This window comes from Anoxybacillus ayderensis (genome assembly GCF_000833605.1).
Lineage (GTDB): Bacteria > Bacillota > Bacilli > Bacillales > Anoxybacillaceae > Anoxybacillus > Anoxybacillus ayderensis.
Window position 1 is genome coordinate 127,406 of sequence record NZ_JXTG01000002.1, and the last position, 18,720, is coordinate 146,125.

The 18,720-nt window shown below is 42.8% G+C and carries 19 protein-coding genes and 1 other annotated feature (1 of these 20 running past the window's edge); of the genes, 16 read left to right on the top strand and 3 right to left on the bottom strand.

The window, feature by feature from the left end:
* Nucleotides 1–36 precede the first annotated feature (36 nt).
* The 7 genes from JV16_RS02910 (at nt 37) to yajC (ending at nt 4,896) form a co-directional block, all read left to right on the top strand.
* Nucleotides 37–492 (top strand): intercompartmental signaling factor BofC, encoded by a 456-nt coding sequence (locus JV16_RS02910; RefSeq protein ID WP_021093893.1) that lies wholly within the window; start codon nt 37–39, stop codon nt 490–492.
* A 100-nt stretch (nt 493–592) separates the two neighbouring features.
* Nucleotides 593–1,186 carry a Holliday junction branch migration protein RuvA gene (gene ruvA, locus JV16_RS02915; protein ID WP_021093894.1) on the top strand — a complete coding sequence of 198 codons (594 nt, stop codon included), beginning with the start codon at nt 593–595 and terminating at the stop codon, nt 1,184–1,186.
* A 13-nt stretch (nt 1,187–1,199) separates the two neighbouring features.
* A complete protein-coding gene (gene ruvB, locus JV16_RS02920) occupies nt 1,200–2,198 on the top strand; it encodes a Holliday junction branch migration DNA helicase RuvB (RefSeq protein ID WP_021093895.1) in 999 nt (332 codons plus the stop codon).
* Nucleotides 2,195–2,401 carry a DUF2905 domain-containing protein gene (locus JV16_RS02925; RefSeq protein ID WP_021093896.1) on the top strand — a complete coding sequence of 69 codons (207 nt, stop codon included), beginning with the start codon at nt 2,195–2,197 and terminating at the stop codon, nt 2,399–2,401. The genes ruvB and JV16_RS02925 overlap by 4 nt, the downstream gene beginning before the upstream one ends.
* Nucleotides 2,402–2,427: 26 nt before the next feature.
* Nucleotides 2,428–3,459 (top strand): tRNA preQ1(34) S-adenosylmethionine ribosyltransferase-isomerase QueA, encoded by a 1,032-nt coding sequence (gene queA, locus JV16_RS02930; RefSeq protein ID WP_021093897.1) that lies wholly within the window; start codon nt 2,428–2,430, stop codon nt 3,457–3,459.
* 19 nt (nt 3,460–3,478) lie between these two features.
* Complete coding sequence (gene tgt / locus JV16_RS02935; protein ID WP_021093898.1) at nt 3,479–4,618, top strand: tRNA guanosine(34) transglycosylase Tgt; 1,140 nt, start codon at nt 3,479–3,481, stop codon at nt 4,616–4,618.
* 14 nt (nt 4,619–4,632) lie between these two features.
* Entirely contained in the window at nt 4,633–4,896 is a 264-nt protein-coding gene (gene yajC, locus JV16_RS02940) for a preprotein translocase subunit YajC (protein WP_009361707.1), read from the top strand.
* A 24-nt stretch (nt 4,897–4,920) separates the two neighbouring features.
* Here the strand turns inward: yajC and JV16_RS02945 are convergent, their stop codons facing one another.
* Nucleotides 4,921–5,295 (bottom strand): TIGR04086 family membrane protein, encoded by a 375-nt coding sequence (locus tag JV16_RS02945; RefSeq protein WP_021093899.1) that lies wholly within the window; start codon nt 5,293–5,295, stop codon nt 4,921–4,923.
* Nucleotides 5,296–5,379: 84 nt separating this feature from the next.
* Here JV16_RS02945 and JV16_RS02950 point away from each other — a divergent pair, with 84 nt between their 5' ends.
* Nucleotides 5,380–6,033 carry a DUF421 domain-containing protein gene (locus JV16_RS02950; RefSeq protein ID WP_420864981.1) on the top strand — a complete coding sequence of 218 codons (654 nt, stop codon included), beginning with the start codon at nt 5,380–5,382 and terminating at the stop codon, nt 6,031–6,033.
* Here the strand turns inward: JV16_RS02950 and spoVB are convergent, their stop codons facing one another.
* Nucleotides 6,034–7,557 (bottom strand): stage V sporulation protein B, encoded by a 1,524-nt coding sequence (gene spoVB / locus JV16_RS02955; protein ID WP_021093901.1) that lies wholly within the window; start codon nt 7,555–7,557, stop codon nt 6,034–6,036.
* Nucleotides 7,558–7,648: 91 nt separating this feature from the next.
* Here spoVB and JV16_RS02960 point away from each other — a divergent pair, with 91 nt between their 5' ends.
* From JV16_RS02960 to dtd, 7 genes are all read left to right on the top strand, one after another.
* Entirely contained in the window at nt 7,649–7,921 is a 273-nt protein-coding gene (locus JV16_RS02960; RefSeq protein ID WP_021093902.1) for a post-transcriptional regulator, read from the top strand.
* Nucleotides 7,922–8,016: 95 nt separating this feature from the next.
* Complete coding sequence (secDF, locus tag JV16_RS02965) at nt 8,017–10,263, top strand: protein translocase subunit SecDF (RefSeq protein ID WP_021093903.1); 2,247 nt, start codon at nt 8,017–8,019, stop codon at nt 10,261–10,263.
* An 83-nt stretch (nt 10,264–10,346) separates the two neighbouring features.
* Nucleotides 10,347–11,249, top strand: a complete 903-nt coding sequence (locus JV16_RS02970; RefSeq protein ID WP_021093904.1) for a cation diffusion facilitator family transporter — start codon at nt 10,347–10,349, stop codon at nt 11,247–11,249.
* A gap of 41 nt (nt 11,250–11,290) precedes the next feature.
* Complete coding sequence (gene recJ / locus JV16_RS02975) at nt 11,291–13,651, top strand: single-stranded-DNA-specific exonuclease RecJ (protein WP_042534189.1); 2,361 nt, start codon at nt 11,291–11,293, stop codon at nt 13,649–13,651.
* Nucleotides 13,617–14,129 carry an adenine phosphoribosyltransferase gene (locus tag JV16_RS02980; RefSeq protein ID WP_003396235.1) on the top strand — a complete coding sequence of 171 codons (513 nt, stop codon included), beginning with the start codon at nt 13,617–13,619 and terminating at the stop codon, nt 14,127–14,129. The genes recJ and JV16_RS02980 overlap by 35 nt, the downstream gene beginning before the upstream one ends.
* A gap of 106 nt (nt 14,130–14,235) precedes the next feature.
* Nucleotides 14,236–16,434, top strand: coding sequence for a RelA/SpoT family protein (locus JV16_RS02985; protein ID WP_021093906.1), 2,199 nt, complete (start codon nt 14,236–14,238; stop codon nt 16,432–16,434).
* 14 nt (nt 16,435–16,448) lie between these two features.
* Nucleotides 16,449–16,889, top strand: coding sequence for a D-aminoacyl-tRNA deacylase (dtd, locus tag JV16_RS02990; RefSeq protein WP_021093907.1), 441 nt, complete (start codon nt 16,449–16,451; stop codon nt 16,887–16,889).
* A 189-nt stretch (nt 16,890–17,078) separates the two neighbouring features.
* Here dtd and JV16_RS15740 read toward each other — a convergent pair whose 3' ends face one another.
* A complete protein-coding gene (locus JV16_RS15740) occupies nt 17,079–17,252 on the bottom strand; it encodes a hypothetical protein (protein WP_009361696.1) in 174 nt (57 codons plus the stop codon).
* 131 nt (nt 17,253–17,383) lie between these two features.
* Between JV16_RS15740 and JV16_RS03000 the strand changes: the two genes are divergently transcribed.
* A complete protein-coding gene (locus JV16_RS03000) occupies nt 17,384–18,655 on the top strand; it encodes an N-acetylmuramoyl-L-alanine amidase family protein (RefSeq protein ID WP_021093908.1) in 1,272 nt (423 codons plus the stop codon).
* 53 nt (nt 18,656–18,708) lie between these two features.
* Nucleotides 18,709–18,720: a binding site (T-box leader), on the top strand (it continues 218 nt past the right edge of the window).

Sequence of the window (18,720 nt, forward strand, 5' to 3'; positions counted from 1 at the left end):
TTTGGCGAAAATGGTCAACATATGAATGAGGTGAGAATGATGAATATTGTACTTACACTATGCCTTAGTTTATTTTTGACACAACACACATCTCCTGTACAGATGACAGTCATTTTAGAAACGGTATATATGGATGGAGAGGTGAGCGAGGAAATAAGAGAAGAAACAGTGATATCGATGAAAGACATTTGGAACAAATATAAAGATTGGCAGCTTATCAATATGGATGACGAACAAATTGTTTTCCAACGTTACGTTGATGACCTTTCGCCATTAACGAAAGCAGGGTATTTCGGTCTTACTGAAGATGGCACGCTTTCTATTTTTGAAGGAAAACCAGGTGAGTCATCTCGCGTCATTCAGTCGTTTTTTCAAATTGATGTAAAAAAACTCGAAAGTCACGAACGAGAAAAGCTGAAAAAAGGTATTTCTGTTCGTTCAAAAAGAAATTTTGAACGCGTCATCGAAGCGTATGAGCCATTCGGAAAATAAGTCCGCGCATAACAGCGGACTTTTTTTATGAGTGACTTGCGCTTTCCGCTTTCCTCATCTTATGCTAAAATGAGAGGCGTGAGAAAAGGAGGACGGGGCTTTGATTGAATTTATTCGTGGCTATGTGAATTACGTTTGTCCGGAATATATTGTTATTGAAAATAACGGAATAGGCTATCAAGTTTTTACCCCTAATCCGTTTTCGTTCCAAATGAATAAACAACAACAAATCGTTGTATATACATATCAGTATGTGCGTGAAGATGTCCTCGCCCTTTATGGATTTCATACGCGCCAAGAGCGATCGTTATTTTCTAAATTATTACAAGTGTCGGGAATCGGACCAAAAGGGGCGCTTGCCATTTTAGCTGCTGGTCAACTTGAACAGCTTGTGGAAGCGATCGAAGCGGAAGATGATAAGTTTTTATGTAAGTTTCCAGGAGTAGGAAAGAAAACAGCACGACAAATGATTTTAGATTTAAAAGGAAAATTGCAAGCAGTTGTCCCAGACGCTTTTCCGAATTTATTTACGGAGCCGATTGAAGAAACGAACCCGCTTTCTGAAGCGCTTGAAGCGTTGAAGGCGCTCGGCTATGCTGAGAAAGAAATTCAAAAAGTGGTGCCTATATTAAAACAAGAGCAGTTATCGACAGAAGGATATATTAAGCTCGCTTTACAAAAACTATTAAAGTAAGGGAGGATGCATGATGGAAGAGCGTCTCATTTCAAGCGCGGCCGATTACGACGATGCCTCGCTTGAATACAGTCTTCGCCCAAAGCAGTTGCGAGAATATATCGGGCAACAAAAAGTAAAGGAAAACTTAACTGTATTTATTGAAGCGGCGAAAATGCGGGGAGAGACGCTTGATCACGTATTGTTATATGGACCACCAGGGCTTGGAAAAACGACGCTGGCCGCCATTATTGCCAACGAGATGGGCGTTCAATTGCGCACGACAGCTGGACCAGCGATTGAGCGTCCGGGGGACTTGGCGGCAATTTTAACGACGCTTGAACCGGGTGATGTCCTATTCATTGATGAAATACATCGCTTGCCACGAGCAGTGGAAGAAGTGTTGTATCCGGCAATGGAAGACTTTTGTTTAGATATCGTCATCGGCAAAGGACCGGCTGCCCGTTCTGTCCGCCTCGATTTGCCGCCATTTACGCTCGTAGGAGCAACAACAAGATCCGGAGCACTCTCTGCTCCGCTTCGCGACCGTTTCGGTGTGTTAAGCCGTTTAGAATATTATACCCCTGAAGAGCTCGCTCATATTGTGAAGCGAACCGCCCACATTTTTGCTGTCGAAATCGAAGAAGAAGCAGCGTTTGAAATTGCACGGCGTTCGCGTGGCACACCGCGAATCGCCAACCGATTGTTGCGCCGCGTGCGCGATTTTGCTCAAGTGCGTGGGAATGGAACGATTACGTTTATTTTAGCGAATGAAGCGCTAGAACAATTACAAGTCGACCGTTTAGGATTAGACCATCTGGACCATAAACTATTAAAAAGCATGATGGAAAAATTCCGAGGTGGACCAGTCGGATTAGAAACAATTGCCGCAACGATTGGGGAAGAAGCGCAAACGATTGAAGATGTATATGAACCGTATTTGCTACAAATCGGCTTTTTACAGCGAACACCGCGCGGGCGAATCGTTACGCCACTTGCGTACAACCATTTCGGTTTGGAGGTGCCACGATGATGAATGTGCCAAAAACAATTATGCTTCTTGGTGTCGTTCTTATTATTGTCGGTTTTTTGATGCAATTTATTAAGCTTGGTCGTTTACCTGGAGATATCGTTATTAAAAAAGAAAATGCAACTTTTTATTTTCCGATTATGACGTCAATCATTTTAAGCGTCGTTTTATCGCTTATTTTTTATATGATTGGTCGTTTTCGTTAATAAAATAAAGAAAGGGACGTGTGGATATGAAAATAGATTTGTTTGATTTTTATTTACCAGAAGAGCTCATTGCGCAAACCCCATTGCCTAATCGTGAAGCATCACGTCTGATGGTACTTCATAAACAAACGGGGGAAGTGACGCATGAACCAACGTTTCGTTCCATTTTATCGTACTTGAAAGAGGGGGACTGCCTCGTTTTAAACGATACGCGCGTATTGCCAGCGCGATTGTATGGGGAAAAAGAAGGAACAGGGGCGCACATTGAAGTACTTTTATTAAAACAGCTTAGTGGAGATCAATGGGAAACGCTTGTTAAGCCCGCTAAACGTGTGAAAGTCGGAACGACGCTTTCGTTCGGTGATGGACGTTTACGCGCGGAATGTGTAGCTGAGCTGGAGCACGGTGGGCGCATTCTTTCGTTTTCATATGATGGCATTTTTCTTGAAGTACTTGAGTCGCTTGGCGAAATGCCGCTTCCGCCATACATTAAAGAACAGCTCGATGACCGAGAGCGATATCAAACCGTCTATGCTCGCGAAGCTGGATCAGCTGCAGCACCGACGGCTGGGTTACATTTTACAGAACAACTTCTTGAAGATGTGAAGAAAAAAGGAGTGCATCTTGCCTTTATTACGTTGCATGTCGGTTTAGGTACGTTTCGCCCTGTGAACGTAGAAAATATTGAAGAACATGATATGCATGCCGAGTTTTATCAAATGACAGAGGAAACAGCGAACTTGCTAAACGATGTCAAAGCAAAAGGAGGGCGCATCATTGCCGTTGGGACGACATCGACACGCACGCTTGAAACGATCGCCTCTCGTCACGATGGTACGTTTGTCGCTGAAAGCGGTTGGACGGATATTTTTATTTATCCTGGCTATACGTTTCGAGCGATTGATGGAATGATTACAAATTTTCATTTACCAAAGTCAACGCTCATTATGCTCGTGAGCGCGCTAGCTGGTCGGGAGCATGTGTTGCGAGCTTATGAAGAAGCGGTAAAAGAGCGTTACCGATTTTTCAGTTTTGGCGATGCGATGCTCATTATATAATTAAGAAAGGGGACTATACGTGACACCAATTCGTTACGAACTAATTAAAACATGTAAACAAACAGGGGCGCGTCTCGGTATTCTTCATACGCCACACGGGTCGTTTGAAACACCGATGTTTATGCCTGTCGGTACACTTGCGACAGTAAAGACGCTTTCGCCTGAAGAATTAAAAGAAATGGGAGCAGGCGTCATTTTAAGCAACACATATCATTTATGGCTTCGACCAGGACATGACATCGTCAAAGAAGCGGGCGGTCTTCATTCATTTATGAATTGGGATCGCGGGATTTTAACGGATTCTGGCGGGTTCCAAGTGTTTAGTTTAAGCGAGTTTCGTCGCATTGAAGAAGAAGGCGTATATTTCCGAAATCATTTAAATGGAGATAAATTATTTTTATCGCCAGAAAAAGCGATGGAAATTCAAAATGCGCTCGGGTCTGATATTATGATGGCGTTTGATGAATGTCCACCGTATCCTGCGACGTATGAGTATATGAAGCAATCTGTCGAACGGACAAGCCGATGGGCAGAGCGATGCTTAAAAGCACATCAGCGACCGAATGAGCAAGGTTTATTTGGCATCGTGCAAGGTGGAGAGTTTGAAGATTTGCGCAAACAAAGTGCGCAAGATTTAGTGTCGCTCGATTTTCCAGGATACGCAGTCGGCGGCTTGTCTGTTGGCGAGCCGAAAGATGTGATGAATCGCGTATTAGAATTTACAACGCCGTTATTGCCAGCGAATAAGCCGCGTTATTTAATGGGTGTCGGTTCACCAGATTCGCTTATTGACGGGGCGATCCGCGGCATTGACATGTTTGACTGCGTGTTGCCAACGCGCATCGGTCGCAACGGAACGGTCATGACAAGCGAAGGCCGCGTCGTCATTAAAAACGCAAAATATGCGCGCGATTTTTCACCGCTTGACCCGAACTGTGACTGTTATACGTGCCGAAATTACACGCGTGCGTACATTCGCCATTTAATTAAATGTGATGAAACGTTTGGTATTCGTCTTACGTCTTACCATAACGTCTACTTTTTGATAAAATTAATGGAGCAAGTTCGACAAGCGATTCGCGAAGATCGTCTCGGTGATTTCCGCGAGCAGTTTTTTGAACAATACGGCTTTCATGGACCGAATGCAAAAAACTTTTAGAAAGGGGTGAAAACATGGAAACGTTAGCAAGCTTACTACCGCTTATTTTATTCTTTGCGATTTTTTACTTTTTGCTTATTCGCCCGCAACAAAAACGCCAAAAAGCTGTTCAACAAATGCAGGCGAACTTGCAAAAAGGAGATAAAGTCATTACAATTGGCGGATTGCACGGCATCATCGATTCGCTCGATGAAAATACGGTCGTCATTCGCGCGGGTGACGGTTCGCGTCTTACATACGACCGTGCGGCCGTTCGTGAAGTCGTGAATGAAAAATAAGACAGGTTGCTGCCTGTCTTATTTTTATGCGCTTCGTGAACGAGATGTGGCGACATTGACACCAATGATGCCACCGATCATGGCAGTGATGAGAAAACCGACGTGGTATCCCCACTGTTCAATCGAAAACGTTCGATCCATTCCGAGAAATTGAAATAAAAAAATGATAGTTGTAAAGATGATGCCCGTTGCTCCACCAAGCATCCAGCCGCGTTCTTTCCCTTTTCCACCTGCAATAAACCCACCGAAAAATAATGATAAAAATGCGAGACCGTGCATGACCCATTGCAATGACGTTTCATCATAACTTGTCAACTTCAATAAAAGCGCAAATATAAAACTGCATATGATGGCGCTTATAAAAATTGTTATGACCCCGTGCAAAATAGCGCGAATCATTCTTATCCCTCCTTACTACATTTAGTACAAACATATTCCATTGTCCATTTGTTTAGAATAAAAACGTAGAACAAACGAGGAGGAATAAAGGTGGAGTACGTCACGATTATTTTGCGAACGTTACTGTTGTATGGAGCTATTTTATTTATTTTTCGCATGATGGGGAAAAGGGAAATTGGGGAGTTGAGCATTTTAGACTTAGTTGTTTTTATTATGATTGGGGAAATGGCGGTCATTGCGATCGAGCAACCGAAAGATCCGATTTTTCATACGCTCGTTCCGATGATTGTATTGACAATCGCCCAAATTGCTTTTGCATTTTTTTCTTTAAAAAGCGAAGTGTTTCGGCGTCTCGTTGATGGCTCCCCGACTGTCATTATTAAAAACGGAAAAATTGATGAAAAAGCGATGCGAAAGCAACGGTACAATTTTGATGATTTGCTTATTCAATTGCGTGAAAAAAATATTAAAAACATTGCGGACGTTGAATTTGCCATTTTAGAGCCGTCTGGCAAACTGTCCGTATTTGAAAAAGAAAAAGGAAAAAAGAAAACACCGTCTTTAGCCTTGCCTCTCATTAAAGACGGTGTCATTCAAGAAGAACATTTAACATTGATCGATCAAACGCCCACATGGTTAATCAAGCAACTAAAAAAGCGCGGATATGAACGAATTGAACATATTTCTTATTGTACATATGAAAATGGGACGTTCTATATTGATGAAAAAGATGAATAACTAACGAAACAATTGGCGAAATTCATCTTTTTCAATTAAACGAAACGATTGTGCAAGAACGAGATAGATGACCGTCATGATGACGATGACAACAATCGTTTTCGTAAGCAATGAAAACGGCAAAATCGGAACGAGTATATGTCCAATTGCTGCAACAGAAACGATAACGACGAAATGAGCAACATATTGTTTGACATATAAAGTAAGCGAAATCGCTTTAACGATTGTAGCAGCATGTAATAACGTGACAATCATGATGCCGACCGTAATGGCTAGCGCAGCCCCCATAATGCCGAGCGACGGTTGTGAAGCGAGCCAAAAAATAAGCGCTGTTTTTACGACGGCACCGATGAGACTATTTGTCATCGCTTCTTTTGCTAAATCAAGCGCTTGCAATACAGCTTGCAACGGCCCTTGCAAGTAGTAAAAGATAAAAAACGGAGCCATGACTTTGACAAAGATTGCTGCTTGATTAGCCCCATACATGAGGTGCATGATTTCTTCTGCTAATACGTACAACACGACAATGGACAATCCCCCAGCGAAAAGCGACAACCGTACCGCTTGATGTAACCGATATTCAATTAAACGATGTTGCTTTTGGGCAGCGGCTTCGCTAATTGCTGGAACGAGCGAAGTGGCGAGCGCGTATGTAATAAACGATGGAAGCATTAAAAGGGGCAGTGCGTATCCGGTCAGCTCCCCATATTGTTTTGTCGCATGGGTTGCAGTGATGCCGGCGAGCGCTAAACTTTGTGCGACGACGATCGGTTCAAAAAACCATGCAATCGATCCAATCATTCGGCTTCCGAGAGTTGGGACGGCGATGCGCATCAGCGAAGCAAACGTATCTTTCCCTTGTTTGACGTACGTAAAAAAACGATATCGAATGCGAATCGGCTTTTTTCGTTTAAACGTAATAAACAAATAAATAAGAGATACAAGCTCGCCAACGACGGCAGAAATCATCGCTCCCGCTGCGGCATATTCGATACCGTAAGGCAAAAAAGCGGTTGTAAAAGCAGCGATGAGCGTAATGCGTACCGCTTGTTCAAGCAATTGAGAATACGCATACGGTTTCATTTGCTGCCTTCCTTGAAAATAGCCACGTAAGACAGAAGAAACAGCGACAATCGGGACGACCGGTGCAATCGCAACGAGCGGATAATATACGCGCGCATCTGTAAATAACGTGTTAGAAAGAATTGGTGCAATGGCTAGTAGTGCTGGGAAAAAGATGAAACTTAAAACGACGGTAATAGATAAAGATACAACTAATATTTTTTTCACTTTTCGTTTATCGCCTACCGCTTCCGCTTCAGCAACGAGCTTTGAAATGGCGACTGGGAGGCCGAACTGCGTAATTGTAATCGCTAATACGAGCGTCGGCACAGCCATCATATATAAACCTACCCCTTCTTCACCGATGAGACGAGCAACGACGATGCGATTAATAAAGCCAAGTATGCGCGTCAACAATCCAGCAACAATTAAAATTATCGTCCCTTTCAAAAATTTGGACATGTTCCTCCCTACCTTCTCAAATGAGGTCATCTTTTATACAATGAAATATATGCACATGTTGGCCAAGCATGACAAAATGGGGGAGACGAATATGGATCGCGAACAATTAATGCCAGCGTTACAAAGTAAAGTGGATGAGTTAAAGTTGCTCGGCTATGAACAAGCGACGATTGAAGACGTATGGAATTGTTTAATGATGAAAAAATGGAAAAAAAACAAAGAAGAAAAGCGTCTATTTGAGCTTGTGAACGACGTTTTATCATTGCGGGCAAGCGACTATATGGCGTATATTGTCACAAAGGAACAAAAGCACGATCGATGGTTTACGGAAGAAGGGTTTTCGGAGTTAGAACAATTGTTTTAATTGTTCGTTTGGAAATTGACAGAAAGTGTACTGTCATTCATAATTTGTTTTGTTGGTAAAAATTCTGGCAGCGTCCAGAATAGAGGAGGATTTTTATGGTAAAACGTAGTCGCATCATTGCTTTTTTCCTTCTTGTCGTTTTACTAGGCGGCATGATGGGAACGACAGCAGAGAAAATTGTCAAAAATATTAAACTCGGCTTAGACTTGCAAGGTGGTTTTGAAATTTTATACGAAGTGAAGCCGACAAAAGAAGGAGAAAAAATTACGAAAGATGTATTGCTTAGCACGGTAAGCGCATTAAATAAACGCATTAACGTGCTTGGCGTAAGCGAACCGCGCATTGATGTAGAAGGAAACGATCGCATTCGCGTTCAGTTAGCAGGGGTAAAAGATCAAAATAAAGCGCGCGAAATTTTATCTACAGAGGCGAAATTAACGTTTCGCGACGTGCATGATAACGTATTGATGGATGGAAGCGACCTCGTTGAAGGAGGCGCGAAACAAACGTTTGATGATAAAGGAAAACCGAGCGTTGCGATTCAATTAAAAGATGCAAACAAATTTAAAGAAGTGACACAAAAAGTATTAAGCATGGCACCAAATAATGTGCTCGTCATTTGGCTTGATTTTGAGGAAGGCGTTGACTCATACGCAAAAGAAGTAGGAAAAGAGCATCCGAAATTTATTTCGGCCGCCCAAGTCAATGAAGTGTTCAACCAGACGGACGTTTCTATCGTTGGAAACTTTACCGTTGAAGAAGCGAAACAATTAGCCGATTTACTAAATGCAGGGGCTCTTCCTGTGGAATTAAAAGAAATTTATTCAACATCAGTAGGTGCACAGTTTGGGGAACAAGCATTACAAAAAACGATTTTTGCAGGAATCATTGGTATTGCGCTCGTCTTTTTATTTATGCTCGTTTTTTATCGCTTGCCTGGGATTGTTGCAGTCGTCACATTAAGCGTATATATTTACCTTATTTTGCTCGTCTTTGATTGGATGAACGGTGTGCTAACGCTACCGGGAATTGCTGCGCTCATTCTTGGGGTTGGGATGGCAGTCGATGCAAATATTATTACATACGAGCGAATAAAAGATGAATTAAAGCTCGGAAAATCGCTTATGTCAGCGTACCGCATCGGAAATCGTGGTTCTTTTGGAACGATTTTGGACGCGAACATTACAACGATCATTGCTGGCGTTGTTTTGTTTGTATACGGGACGAGCTCTGTAAAAGGATTTGCAACGATGCTCATCATTAGCATTTTAGCGAGCTTTATTACAGCAGTATATGGTACTCGTCTTCTGCTCGGCTTGCTCGTGAAGAGCCGCTTATTCGATAAAAAACCGCATTATTTTGGCGTCAATTCGAAAGATATATTAGATATTGCGAAAGTAACAGATGATACAGACGTTCCGACAAAATTTGCACGTCTTGATTTTGTTAAACGAAGCAAACTATTTTTCATGATTTCAGGAGCGATGGTCGTTATTGGACTCGTGTTATTATTGACCGCTAAATTAAATTTAGGCATTGATTTTTCAAGCGGAACGCGCGTCGATTTAATGAGTGAAAAACCGCTCACAACAGAAGAAGTGAAGAGAGAATTAAGTGAATTACGTCTTAAGCCGAAAGATGTTGTTCTGTCAGGCAACAACAACGAGATGGCGATTGTACGTTTTCTCGGCGTACTTGATCAAAAAGAAATTTCACAGTTGAAATCGCATTTTAAAGAAAAATATGGCATCGAGCCAAACGTAAGCACGGTATCGCCAACGGTCGGAAAAGAACTAGCGCGCAATGCGTTTATTTCTGTACTCATTGCGTCGATCGGGATCATTATTTACGTTACCGTTCGCTTTGAGATGTATATGGCGATTGCGGCCATTGTTGCGCTATTGCACGATGCGTTTTTCATCATTGCTTTCTTTAGTTTGACGCGTTTAGAAGTCGACTTAACGTTTATTGCCGCTGTGTTAACGATCGTCGGTTATTCGATTAATGATACTATCGTGACGTTTGACCGCATTCGTTATTTAATGAAAAAGCGGACAGTAAAAACGGTCGATGATTTAAAAGATGTCGTCAACAAAGCATTGCAACAAACATTTGGTCGTTCAATTAATACGGTATTAACCGTCGTGTTTACCGTTGTCGCCCTTTTATTGTTCGGTAGTGAAGCGATTCGCAATTTCTCATTTGCGTTGCTTGCTGGCTTAATTTCCGGCACATATTCTTCGCTCTTTATCGCGGCACAATTATGGCTCATTTGGAAATCGAAACAATTGAAAAAAGGAAAGCAAAAACGCGAACAGTGGGAAGCAGAACCGGAAGTATAAACGTCGTGGCGCATGCCGCGACGTTTTTTCGTGAAGTGAATAGGATACACTAAAAAAAACAAAAGAGAAAGGGAGCGAATGGGGTGAATGAACAAACGCGTTTTCAACAAGCTCAATTTGCCGCTATGGTTGGTGTTGTCGGCAACATTATTCTGGCGGTAATTAAAGGGTGGATCGGAATGATCGCAAACAGTAAGGCACTTATTGCCGATGCGGTACATTCCGCATCTGATGTGGCAGGATCATTTGCCGTATGGATTGGCTTGCGTGCGGCGAAGCAGCCGCCGGATGACGATCATCCGTATGGACACGGGAAGGCCGAATCAATTGCTGCCATTATTGTCGCGGTTTTGCTTTTTCTCGTCGGAATAGAAATTGGAACATCTTCTTTTTCTTCATTTTTTCATCCGATTGAACCGCCGAAAATGATTGCTGTATATGCCGTTATTTTATCGATCGTCGTGAAAGAAGCGATGTTTCGCTACAAGTATGCGTTAGGGAAAAAAATTAAAAGCGATGCCATTATCGTGAACGCGTATGAACATCGTTCAGACGTTTTTTCGTCGCTTGCAGCTCTCATCGGCATCGTCGCAGCGATCGTTGGACAAAAAACGGACATCGATTGGCTTATTTACGCTGACCCTGTCGCTGGATTGTTTGTTTCACTTCTCGTCTTAAAAATGGCGTGGAAGTTAGGAGCGGAATCGATTCATCATGCGCTTGACCACGTGTGGCATGAGGAAGAAACGATGAGTTTGCGCGAAGCCGTTTTGTCATTTTCAGAAGTGAAGCGCATTGACTCGCTTTATGCTCGTCAACATGGTCATTATGTTGTTGTTGACTTAAAAATTGCTGTGTCGCCACATTTAACGGTTTTAGAGGCGCATGATATCGGAAAAAAAGTGAAAGAAAAGTTATTGTCATTTCCACAAGTGCATAATGTGATGGTGCATATTAATCCATACGATGAATCAATTGCCCCTTAGCCTATTGTTTTGTATAATAAAAAGGTTGAGGGGTGAATGACATGTTAGCATCGAAAACCCGCTGGAACATGAAACAAGTAAACGAACAGCAAGTGCAAATGATTGCGCAAGCGTTACATATAGCTCCGCTCGTTGCTACATTGCTCGTCAGCCGCGGCTACGATACCGTTGAAGCCGCTCGTTCTTTTTTTGAGCAAAAGCAATCGTTTCACTCGCCATTTTTGTTAAACGATATGGAAAAAGCGGTTGAGCGAATAGAGAAAGCGATTACAAACGGTGAACATATTCTCGTTTTTGGCGATTATGATGCCGATGGGGTAAGTAGCACAGTCGTGATGGTAAGTGCGTTACGGGAAAAAGGAGCGAATGTTTCCTTTTACATTCCGAACCGCTTTTTAGAAGGATACGGTCCGAATGAACAAGCGTTTCGACTTGCGAAAGAACAAGGTGTCTCACTAATTATTACAGTCGATACAGGCATTTCCGCTTTGCATGAAGCGAACGTAGCAAAACAGCTTGGCATCGATTTAATTATTACCGATCATCACGAACCGGGTCCTGTGCTTCCTGAATCGTATGCGACGATCCATCCGAAAATTAGTCCAAATTATCCGTTTAAACATTTAGCCGGCGTCGGTGTAGCATTTAAACTCGCCCATGCGCTTATCGGGCGCGTGCCGTATGAATGGCTGGACGTCGTCGCGATCGGGACGATCGCCGATCTCGTTCCGCTTCAAGATGAAAATCACTTATTTGCTCGGCTAGGCATTGAACAATTTCGGCAAACGAACCGCCTCGGCTTACAGGCGCTTTGTAAACAATGTGGCGTATCTCATACGGCGGTGACAGAAGATACGATTGCGTTTATGATCGGTCCACGTATTAATGCGGCCGGACGTCTCGATTGCGCCGATCCTGCTGTGCAGTTGTTGTTGACGACAGATGTGCATGAGGCGGACATGCTCGCTGAACAAATTGATATGATGAATCGCGAGCGTCAACAACTTGTAAACGACATAACAGAAGAAGCGATTCAACTCGTTGAACAACATTATGCCGACGACCGCGTGTTAGTTGTAGCGAAAGAAGGATGGAATGTCGGCGTCATTGGCATTGTTGCCTCCCGATTAGTGGAACGATTTTACCGCCCGACGATCGTTTTAAGTATAGATCAAGAAAAGGGAGTTGCGAAAGGATCAGCGCGCAGCATTGAGGGGTTCGATTTATTTGCCAATTTGTCAAACTGCCGCGACATTTTACCGCATTTTGGTGGACATCCGATGGCTGCGGGGATGACGCTTTCTTTACATGATGTACATGAATTACGTCACCGTCTAAACGAGGCGGCGAAGCAACAGCTAACTCCTGAACATTTCGTTCCTGTCACGCATGTCGATGTATGTTGTTCGATCTCGGACGTTTCACTTGAATTAATTGAACAAATGAATCGGCTTGCACCGTTTGGCATGGGGAATCCGAAACCGCGTGTTCTTCTCGAACGTGTGCAGCTTGATACGTTACGAAAAATTGGAACAGATCAAAGTCATTTGAAGCTGTTGTTAGTTGAAGATGGAAAAACGTTAGAAGCGATCGGATTTGGCTTTGGACATATTGGCGATGAAATTGCACCGAACGCTCGTCTTTCTGTCGTGGGAGAGCTGTCTATTAACGAATGGAATAACTTTCGCAAACCGCAATTAATGATTCAAGATATAGCTGTCAATGAGTGGCAGCTGTTTGATGTCCGTCATATTCGTCATCCGAGCAAGTTCATGGCATCGCTTCCGAAAGAAAAGCGGTTGTTTATTGCTTTTCATCGCGACACTGCAGATACGTTGCAATTGTCCGCATACGCGAATGAAATTGTTTATGTGCAAAGCGAACAAGAAGCGGCGATCGATGTGAGTGGAAAGTATGTCGTCCTTCTTGACTTACCTCCGTCGCAACAAATCGTTAAAGTTTTATTAAGTTGTAGTTTACCTGAACGCATTTATGCGTTATTCTATCAAAGGGAGAGTCACTTCTTCAGCGTGTTGCCGACGCGCGAACATTTTAAGTGGCTGTATTCTTTTTTGCATAAGCGTAGCCCGTTTGATGTGCGGCGTTACGCAGACGATTTAGCTCGCTCGCGCGGATGGACGAAAGAAACGATTTTGTTTATGATTCAAGTGTTTAGAGAGCTTGGTTTCATTACAGTCGAAAACGGGATCGTTTCTTTAGCACGTAATGTACAAAAGCGGGATTTAACGGAATCACCGTCTTACCGGCTGAAACAAGCGCAAGCAGAGCTTGAACATATGTTTTTATATTCATCTTATGCCCAACTAAAACGTTGGTTTGATTCATTGTATGAGGAGGAAAAAGTCAATGGATTTAAAACAATACGTCACGATTGTTCCTGATTTCCCAAAACCAGGTATTCAATTTAAAGATATTACAACGATTATGGATAAAGGGGAAGTATATAAATACGCGACGGATCAAATCGTCAATTATGCACGAGAAAAGAAAATTGATGTCGTCGTTGGACCAGAGGCGCGCGGATTTATTATCGGCTGCCCGGTTGCTTACGCGCTCGGTGTTGGATTTGTTCCTGTTCGGAAAGAAGGAAAACTACCTCGCGAAGTCATTCGCGTGGAATATGGCTTAGAGTACGGCAAGGACGTATTAACGATGCATAAAGACGCGATTAAGCCAGGGCAACGCGTTCTCATTACAGACGATTTATTAGCGACAGGTGGAACGATTGAAGCAACGATTAAGCTCGTTGAACAACTTGGCGGCGTTGTCGCAGGTATTGCGTTTTTAATTGAATTAACGTATTTAGAAGGTCGCGAGAAGTTAAAAGGATACGATATTTTAACGTTAATGCAATTTTAAGGAAGGAGGGGCAAAACGCTCCTCTTTTTCACATCGTTGCTCTTTACATTTAAAAAAATTTTCATGATAATATTGTCAATACGTTTAAAATAAAAAAGGTGATTGCATGGCAAATGAACAAGTATTAACGGCGGAACAAGTCATTGAAAAGGCGAGCCGTTATTTGTCGAAAGACGACGTACAGTTTATCGAACGGGCATATGAGTTTGCGAAAGAAGCGCATCGCGAGCAATACCGAAAGTCTGGAGAACCGTACATTATTCATCCGATTCAAGTGGCGGGTATTTTAGTCGATTTGGAAATGGATCCTGCAACAATTGCGGCGGGATTTTTACATGATGTTGTGGAAGATACAGCTGTGACGAAAGAAGATTTAGAAAAAGAGTTTGGCAAAGAAGTAGCGATGCTCGTTGATGGCGTGACGAAGCTTGGGAAAATTAAATATAAATCACATGAAGAACAGCAAGCGGAAAACCATCGAAAAATGTTTTTAGCAATGGCGCAAGATATACGGGTAATTTTAATTAAGTTAGCGGACCGTTTGCACAATATGCGCACGTTAAAACATTTGCCGTTAGAAAAGCAGCGCCGTATCGCAAATGAGACGCTTGAAATTTTCGCACCGCTTGCGCATCGTCTCGGAATTTCAAAAATTAAATGGGAGCTCGAAGATACAGCGCTCCGCTATTTAAATCCACAACAATATTATCGGATTGTCAACTTAATGAAAAAAAAGCGTGCAGAACGTGAGCAATATTTAGAAGAAGTCATTCGAGAAATGCGCGAACGGTTAAACGAAGTCGGCATTGAAGCTGAAATTTCTGGACGTCCGAAGCATATTTATAGCATTTATCGAAAAATGGTTTTGCAAAATAAACAATTTAACGAAATTTATGATTTGCTTGCTGTGCGCATTATCGTTGAAAGCATTAAAGACTGTTATGCGGTTCTTGGCATCATTCATACATGTTGGAAGCCGATGCCAGGTCGCTTTAAAGATTATATTGCCATGCCGAAGCCGAATATGTATCAATCGCTTCATACGACGGTTGTCGGCCCAAAAGGTGAGCCGCTTGAAGTGCAAATTCGGACGTTTGACATGCATCATATTGCGGAATTTGGAATTGCTGCCCATTGGGCATACAAAGAAGGAAAGACGATTCGCCCAAATACGTTTGAAGAAAAACTATCATGGTTTCGTGAAATTGTCGAATGGCAAAACGAAACGAACAACGCGGAAGAGTTTGTAGAGACGTTGAAGATGGATTTATTTTCCGACATGGTGTTCGTTTTTACACCAAAAGGCGACGTCATTGAACTTCCAGCTGGTTCGGTGCCGATTGATTTTGCATATCGCATTCATTCAGAAATCGGAAATAAAACGATCGGTGCAAAAGTAAACGGAAAAATGGTGCCGCTCGATCATCCGCTTCAAACGGGAGATATTGTTGAAATTTTAACGTCTAACCATTCATACGGTCCAAGTCAAGACTGGTTAAAAATTGCGCAAACGTCGCATGCAAAAAATAAAATTCGACAATTTTTCAAAAAACAACGCCGCGAAGAAAATGTTGAAAAAGGAAAAGAGCTCGTTGAAAAAGAAATTCGCAACATGGGTTTTGACGTAAAAGAAGTGCTTACTGCAGAAAACACGAAACGTGTTGCGGAAAAATTTAATTTCGCCAGCGAAGAAGACATGTATGCCGCTGTTGGCTATAACGGCATTACCGCTGCTCAAGTGGCTCACCGCTTAACAGAAAAATGGCGCAAACAACGCGACTTAGAAGAGCAAGCGAAACGCCTGTCGGACATGCTGCAAGAAGCAAAAACGATTGCACCGATGAAAAAGCGCGATTTTGGCGTATGCGTCGAAGGTGTGGACAATTTGCTCATTCGTTTGTCGCGCTGTTGCAATCCGGTTCCGGGCGATGAAATTATCGGTTTTATTACAAAAGGGCGTGGCGTTTCCGTGCATCGTGCCGATTGTCCGAATGTACTTGCAGAAGAAGCAAAAGAGCGGCTCATTCCTGTTCAATGGGAGAGCAGTGCAAATTGTCAACGAGAATATACAGTCGATATCGAAATTACTGGTTACGATCGACGCGGCTTGCTTAATGAAGTATTGCAAGCTGTAAATGAAACGAAAACGAATATTTCGGCTGTATCTGGGAGAACAGATCATCGAAATAAAATGGCGACGATTCATATGACGATTTTTATTCATAACGTAAGCCATTTACAAAAAGTTGTTGAGCGCATTAAACAAATTCCAGATATTTATTCAGTGAGACGGATAATGAACTAGAAAGGGTTGTCGGAATGAGAGTTGTCGTTCAGCGCGCAAAAGATGCAAAAGTCACAGTAGCTGGCGAAGTCGTTGGGGAAATTGATTTTGGGCTTGTGTTGCTAGTTGGTATTACTCATGATGATACAGAGGAAGATGCGGCGTTTGTTGCAGACAAAATTGCTCATTTGCGCATATTTGAAGATGAGCATGGAAAAATGAACGTGTCGCTTTTAGATGTTGGTGGGTCAATTTTATCCATCTCGCAATTTACGCTGTACGGGGACTGTCGGAAAGGAAGAAGACCAAACTTTATGGACGCAGCTAGACCGGAACATGCGAAACAAATGTATGAAGCGTTGAATGAGCAACTGCGTCAAAAAGGGATTCGTGTGGAAACAGGCGTATTTGGTGCGATGATGGATGTGACGTTAACGAACGTCGGACCGGTGACGCTCATCGTGGAAAGCAAATAAAAACCGCGCTCGCATATGGACGAGCTCGGTTTTTTTACAAGATAAGAAAGTATAAAATTTCAGACTTGGGGAGCTGTCTAGCTCCAAGCGCCATCGGCTCGAGTCGCTCCGCCCCACACTGCGGCGGCGACAGCCTCCTCGGTGGGGCTTGTGCGCTCTTCGCCGATAGGCGGGCGCTTTGCGCTTTTCTTATCCTCGCGCTAAATGTTTTTTTAGTTTTTGTACGTCACGAAGAGTGAGCCCGAATTCAGAAGCGAGTTCAAACGATGTGAGCTCGTTTTCTTTTTGAATAAATGAGTGAAAATCAACGTGCATAAGCGGGGATTGTGAATGGATAAACTCTCCTTTTTCACTATGGCGCATGACAAATCTCCTTTCGTGTCCATGTCGTTCGTATTATTCCCAATTTTTCTACCTTTCCATTCAAAGAAGGATTTTTTTTATTTATGAAGAAATAAAGTAGCGACTATTGACAACGTAGGAGGATTTGCAACATGAAAAAATCGCTTATCGCGTCATTGTTCATGTTTTGTTGTTTGTTGCTGATCGTTCAAACAGCATCAGCAGCAATGAACGTGCGCATCGTTGTTGACCGATTGAACGTCCGCACCGGTCCAGGATTGACGTTTGCGGTGCAAGAAAAAGTAGCAAAAGGAAAGCAATATGCTGTCGTCCAAAAGCGAGGCGAATGGCTACAAATTCGGCTCGCATCGAACCGAACTGGCTGGGTGCATGGAAAATATGTTCAAATACAAAATGAAGCGAATGAAACGAAAAAACAAATACAACAACTTGTCGTCTGTCAAGTCGACGGTTTGCGAATTCGAAAAGGTCCGGGGACGACTTTTTCGGTCATCGGATATGTCAATCGCAATGAAAAAGGAATGGCAACGATCGCCCAAGGGGAGTGGGTGTACGTACGTTGGGACGGAAAAGAAGGATGGGTGCATCGGTCATATGTAGCGAATGTTGAACAAAATGAACAAAATAATCAACAAAATAATGAACAACATACATACGTCCAAATGTTATACGACAATACAAATATTCGTTCTGCTCCTTCTACCCAATCGCCTGTCGTTGCAAAAGCAAAGCGTGGCGATCAGTTTTCGGTCATTCGTAAAGAAGGGCAATGGTACGTTATTCAAGTTGATGCGCAAACAATTGGATATGTAGCAGAATGGGTCGTTCAAGTAAGTAACCAACCGTCTCCTTCTCAACCGCAATCGCTCGTAGGGAAAACGATTGTCATTGATGCCGGACATGGTGGCAAAGATTACGGTACGACAGGTGTGAATGGAACGATCGAAAAAATGTTAACGTTACAAACCGCATTGTTGCTAAGTGAAAAGCTAAAACAAACGGGCGCTAATGTCATTTTAACGCGCGAAAACGATCGGTTTTTATCGTTAAGTGAGCGAGTACAAATAGCTGGAAAAAATAAAGCCGATGCGTTCGTTAGCATTCATTACGATAGTGCATTAAACCGTACCGCCAGCGGTTTAACAGTATATTACTATAAGCAAATCGACCGTTCGCTTGCGGATGCGCTTTTTGATCCCCTCAGTCGATTAACAGGCATTCAACAACGCGGAGTTCGTTTAGGAAATTATCATGTGTTGCGTGAAAATAGCCGCCCTTCTGTGTTGCTAGAGCTTGGCTATTTAAGCAATCCGAGTGAGGAGATGTTCGTTGTGTCGCCAACATATCAACAAGCCGTGACAGAGGCGATTTGTAACGGATTAGTTCGCTACTTCGGAAAATAACGGTCATCTTGACAAATGGTTTGTTCGTACGTAATATAAAAAGAAAATTCAACATCTCGCCGATG

Bases quoted from the DNA above. Each gene is read 5' to 3' on its own strand.
- JV16_RS02910 (WP_021093893.1), top strand. From the start codon at position 37: ATGATGAATATTGTACTTACACTATGCCTTAGTTTATTTTTGACACAA.
- ruvB (WP_021093895.1), top strand. From the start codon at position 1,200: ATGGAAGAGCGTCTCATTTCAAGCGCGGCCGATTACGACGATGCCTCG.
- JV16_RS02925 (WP_021093896.1), top strand. From the start codon at position 2,195: ATGATGAATGTGCCAAAAACAATTATGCTTCTTGGTGTCGTTCTTATT.
- queA (WP_021093897.1), top strand. From the start codon at position 2,428: ATGAAAATAGATTTGTTTGATTTTTATTTACCAGAAGAGCTCATTGCG.
- yajC (WP_009361707.1), top strand. From the start codon at position 4,633: ATGGAAACGTTAGCAAGCTTACTACCGCTTATTTTATTCTTTGCGATT.
- JV16_RS02945 (WP_021093899.1), bottom strand. From the start codon at position 5,295: ATGATTCGCGCTATTTTGCACGGGGTCATAACAATTTTTATAAGCGCC.
- spoVB (WP_021093901.1), bottom strand. From the start codon at position 7,557: ATGTCCAAATTTTTGAAAGGGACGATAATTTTAATTGTTGCTGGATTG.
- JV16_RS02960 (WP_021093902.1), top strand. From the start codon at position 7,649: ATGGATCGCGAACAATTAATGCCAGCGTTACAAAGTAAAGTGGATGAG.
- secDF (WP_021093903.1), top strand. From the start codon at position 8,017: ATGGTAAAACGTAGTCGCATCATTGCTTTTTTCCTTCTTGTCGTTTTA.
- recJ (WP_042534189.1), top strand. From the start codon at position 11,291: ATGTTAGCATCGAAAACCCGCTGGAACATGAAACAAGTAAACGAACAG.
- JV16_RS02980 (WP_003396235.1), top strand. From the start codon at position 13,617: ATGGATTTAAAACAATACGTCACGATTGTTCCTGATTTCCCAAAACCA.
- JV16_RS02985 (WP_021093906.1), top strand. From the start codon at position 14,236: ATGGCAAATGAACAAGTATTAACGGCGGAACAAGTCATTGAAAAGGCG.
- dtd (WP_021093907.1), top strand. From the start codon at position 16,449: ATGAGAGTTGTCGTTCAGCGCGCAAAAGATGCAAAAGTCACAGTAGCT.
- JV16_RS15740 (WP_009361696.1), bottom strand. From the start codon at position 17,252: ATGCGCCATAGTGAAAAAGGAGAGTTTATCCATTCACAATCCCCGCTT.
- JV16_RS03000 (WP_021093908.1), top strand. From the start codon at position 17,384: ATGAAAAAATCGCTTATCGCGTCATTGTTCATGTTTTGTTGTTTGTTG.